The following is a 3469-nucleotide window of genomic DNA, read 5'->3' on the forward strand; positions in this document are numbered from 1 at the left end:
TTAAAGAGCGACGCAGCTTTTGGCTGCTGCGGGAGTGGCATTCTACTCAACCGCCTTCTCGAGTCAAGCCTTATTTTCAAAGGCTTTTCGAGGCTACCGACTCAGGCTTTACGTTACCGCTTGCCCTGTCGATGGAGGCGCATTATAGGGAGCGAATTCGTTCTGGCAAGGAGATAATTGCAAAAAGATGGCTTTCATCGTTCAACCGATTACAAAGCGACCGCAGTGATGAATTAATGCACGAAAAGGATCTGCAGATTGGTATTCCGGATGCTGTATTGAGGCTGGCAGGTTGGCAGATCAAGCTTGTATCGATTTGGCTTTCCCCTGCTGCACAACCATGATGATCGGCTTTCCGCCTTCGGGTAACATAGCGCCCCTTTGCGATTCTCACACTCTTGGGCTTTGGAGAGTTTAATGCCTTTTGCACTTGGCCAGCGTTGGATTAGTGATACAGAGACGGATCTGGGATTGGGGACTGTCGTTGCTGTTGAAGGACGTATGGTTACCCTGTTGTTTCCGGCTACCGGTGAAAACCGCATGTATGCCAAAGAAGAGGCACCGGTCACCCGGGTCAGCTTCAATGTGGGCGATCAGATAGCCAGCCACGAAGACTGGACCATGACGGTCGATGAAGTGCAGGAGAAAGATGGCCTGCTTATATATGCAGGTGTTCGCACCGACAATGGTGAGCCGATTGCCCTCAAGGAAGTGTTTCTCAACAACTTCATCAAGTTCAACAAGCCGCAGGATCGCCTGTTCGCCGGCCAGATTGACCGGATGTCCCGCTTTACCCTGCGCTACGAAGCGCTGGTCAACCAGCACCAGCGTCGCCGCAACCCGACTCGCGGCCTGGCTGGCGGGAAAGTCAGTCTGATCCCGCACCAGCTCTACATCGCCCATGAAGTGGGTCACCGCTACGCCCCGCGCGTATTGCTGGCAGACGAGGTGGGTCTGGGCAAGACCATCGAAGCAGGCATGATCATTCATCAGCAGTTGCTCTCCGGCCGCGCCCATCGGGTGCTGATCCTGCTGCCCGAAACGCTCCAGCACCAGTGGCTGGTCGAGATGCTGCGCCGTTTCAACCTGCACTTCTCCCTGTTTGACGAGGAGCGCTGCATCGAGGCGTTCGCCGATGCGGAGAACCCCTTCGAGACCGAACAGCTGGTGATCTGCAGCCTCGACTTCCTGCGCAAGAAGCGTCGTCGCTTTGAACAAGTGCTGGAAGCCGAGTGGGATCTGCTGGTTGTCGACGAAGCGCACCATCTGGAGTGGAGTGAGGAGGCCCCCAGCCGCGCCTACGAAATGGTGGAAGCGCTGGCCGAACAAGTACCGGGCGTGCTGCTGCTGACCGCGACCCCTGATCAGCTGGGCCACCAGAGTCACTTTGCTCGTCTGCGCCTGCTCGACCCGGAGCGTTTCTACGACTACGACGCCTTCCTCGCCGAGGAGCAGGCCTACGGTCAGGTCGCGAGCGCAGCCCAGGAGCTGCTGGATGGCGAGACCCTGAGCAATGAAGCCAAGCAAATCCTCGCCAGCCAGCTGGAAGGGCTGGACTTGAGCGATAGCGCCGCCCGTCAGCAGGCGGTCGCCAAGCTGCTGGATCAGCATGGCACCGGCCGGGTGCTGTTCCGTAACAGCCGCGCCAATATTCAGGGCTTCCCGGAGCGCCACCTCAACGTCTACCCCATGCCGCTGCCGGAGCAGTACAAGACCGCCATCAAGGTGATGGGCATGATGGGTGGCAATGGCGGCGATCTGCAGACCCGTGCCCTGCGCTACCTCTATCCCGAGAAGATCTTCCAGCAGTTCGAAGGCGACAACGCTACCTGGACCCAGTTCGACCCGCGCGTCGAATGGTTGCTGGAGCTGCTGCTATCAGCCCGTCAGCAGAAGGTGCTGGTGATCTGCTCCGAAGCAGCCACCGCCATCGCGCTGGAGGAGGCGCTGCGCACCCGTGAAGGGATCCGTGGCGCCGTGTTCCACGAAGGAATGTCGATCCTCGAGCGGGACAAGGCCTCCGCCTATTTCGCTCAAGCTGAGGGGGGCGCTCAGGTGCTGCTCTGCTCCGAGATCGGCTCAGAAGGCCGCAACTTCCAGTTTGCCAGCCATCTGGTGCTGTTCGATCTGCCCCTCAACCCGGATCTGCTGGAACAGCGTATCGGCCGACTGGACCGTATCGGTCAGCAGAATACCGTCGAGATCCACGTCCCCTATCTGGAAGGGACTGCACAGCGCGCCCTGCAGCTCTGGTATCACGATGGTCTGGATGCATTCGAGCAGACCTGCCCGACGGCCCGCCCGGTGTTCGAAGCGGTACGTGACGAGCTGTTCGAGCTGCTGGCCGCCAACACCGGCGAGCAGGGCCCCCTCGACGCCCTGCTGGCCAAGACCCGCGAACTGCACGAGCCGCTCAAGGCCAGACTGGAACAGGGTCGCGATCGCCTGCTGGAAATCCACTCCAGCGGTGGCGAGACCGCCCAGCAGCTGGTCGAGAAGCTAGCCGCCGAAGATGACGACACCGGCATGATCTCCTTCGCCCTCAAGATGTTCGACGAGATCGGCGTCAACCAGGATGATCGTGGTGAAAATGCGCTGGTGCTGACTCCCGGGGATCACATGCTGGTGCCGAGCTTCCCGGGCCTGCCGCAAGACGGCATGACCATCACCTTCGATCGCAACACCGCCCTGTCACGGGATGACATGGCGCTGCTCTCCTGGGATCACCCCATGATGCGCGGCGGTATCGACCTGATCCTGGGTTCCGAGATCGGTGCCACCTCGGTCGCACTGCTCAAGAACAAGGCGCTGCCGGTCGGCTCCATCCTGCTTGAGCTGATCTTCGTTGCCGAGTCCGCGGCTCATCCCCAGCTCTACCGTTTCATGCCGCCGACGCCGATCCGTCTTCTGATGGACAAGAACGGCCAGAATCTGGGAGAGAAGGTGGCATTCGATGCCTTCAACCGCCAGCTGACACCGGTCAACCGCCACCTTGGCAGCAAGCTGGTTACCGCATCCCAGCCGGTGATCCACGGCCTGATTGGCAAGGGCGAGGTCATTGCCAACGAACTGAAAGCCGGGATTGTAGACAAGGCCCGTGCCCAGATGGCGCAGACCCTGCAACAGGATCTGGACAGGCTGGAGGCACTCAAGGCGGTCAACCCGAATGTGCGCGACAGCGAGCTGGAATATCTGCGCAATCTGCAGGCAGAATTGCACCACCTGATCGACCAGACCCAGCTCAAGCTGGATGCCATCCGCTTTATTGTGGTTACCCATAACTGATAAAACTGTGCAGGCATCATCTGGTTGATAACGACCAGACCCAGCTCAAGCTGGATGCCATGCACTTTTTATCGTGGTTACCCATAACTGACAAAACGGTGCAGGCATCATCTGGTTGATAATGGCCAGGCCCAACGCGAGTTGGCTGCCATGCACTTTTATCGTGGTAACCCATAACTGACAA

General features: G+C 59.2%; 2 protein-coding genes. Both read left to right on the top strand.

Annotated features, from left to right (window positions below; genetic code table 11):
• On the top strand, window positions 1-344 hold a 344-nt coding region (locus tag OKC41_RS19945; protein WP_270672301.1), incomplete at its 5' end, for a hypothetical protein.
• 73 nt (window positions 345-417) lie between these two features.
• On the top strand, window positions 418-3285 hold the full coding sequence (gene rapA, locus OKC41_RS19950; RefSeq protein ID WP_201895033.1) for an RNA polymerase-associated protein RapA: 2868 nt from the start codon (window positions 418-420) through the stop codon (window positions 3283-3285).
• Window positions 3286-3469 lie beyond the last annotated feature (184 nt).

The organism is Aeromonas sp. QDB17, from assembly GCF_027705305.1.
Classification (GTDB): domain Bacteria; phylum Pseudomonadota; class Gammaproteobacteria; order Enterobacterales; family Aeromonadaceae; genus Aeromonas; species Aeromonas caviae.

Coding starts and splice junctions, on each gene's coding strand:
- rapA (WP_201895033.1), top strand. CDS start 418: ATGCCTTTTGCACTTGGCCAGCGTTGGATTAGTGATACAGAGACGGAT.